This is a genomic window from Terrimonas pollutisoli (assembly GCF_029360765.1).
GTDB classification, from domain to species: domain Bacteria; phylum Bacteroidota; class Bacteroidia; order Chitinophagales; family Chitinophagaceae; genus Terrimonas_B; species Terrimonas_B pollutisoli.
In genome coordinates, this window is sequence record NZ_JARKNA010000067.1 from 1 (window position 1) to 714 (window position 714).

A 714-nucleotide genomic window follows, 5' to 3' on the forward strand; every position below is an offset into this window, starting at 1 on the left:
GTACTGCGACTACTTCTGTTACCATTACACAACCTGCTGCAGCCCTGGCTCTCACTTCTTCAAAAGTGGATGTGCTTTGCTTTGGTAATGCCACCGGTTCTGTTGATTTAACTGTTAACGGTGGTACAACTCCTTATACTTATGTGTGGAGCAATGGTGCAAGCACGCAGGACATCACGGCTCTTGTGGCTGGCATATATTCGGTTACTGTTACGGATGCCAATAATTGTACTGCCACTATTTCTGTTACCATTACACAACCTGCTGCAGCCCTGGCTCTCACTTCTTCAAAAGTGGATGTGCTCTGCTTTGGCAATGCGACCGGTTCGGTTGATTTAACTGTTAACGGTGGTACCGCTCCTTATACTTATGTGTGGAGCAATGGTGCAAGCACGCAGGACATCACCGCTCTTGCTGCAGGAACTTATACCGTTACCGTTACGGACAACAATAATTGTACTGCGACTACTTCTATTACCATTGGGCAGCCTGCTGCAGCCCTGGCTTTGAGTGAGGCTCATGTCAATGTGCTTTGCTTTGGTAATGCCACCGGTTCGGTTGATTTAACTGTTAACGGTGGTACCGCCCCTTATACTTATGTGTGGAGCAATGGCGCAAGCACGCAAGACATCACCGCTCTTGTGGCCGGCACTTATTCGGTCACCGTTACCGATGCCAATAATTGTACAGCGACTACTTCTGTTACCATTACAC

General features: G+C 48.0%; 1 protein-coding gene. It reads left to right on the plus strand.

Annotated elements, in window-relative coordinates; genetic code table 11:
- Positions 1–714, plus strand: a 714-nt coding sequence (locus P2W73_RS26380) for a SprB repeat-containing protein (protein WP_276505100.1), incomplete at both ends; no start/stop codon positions are given.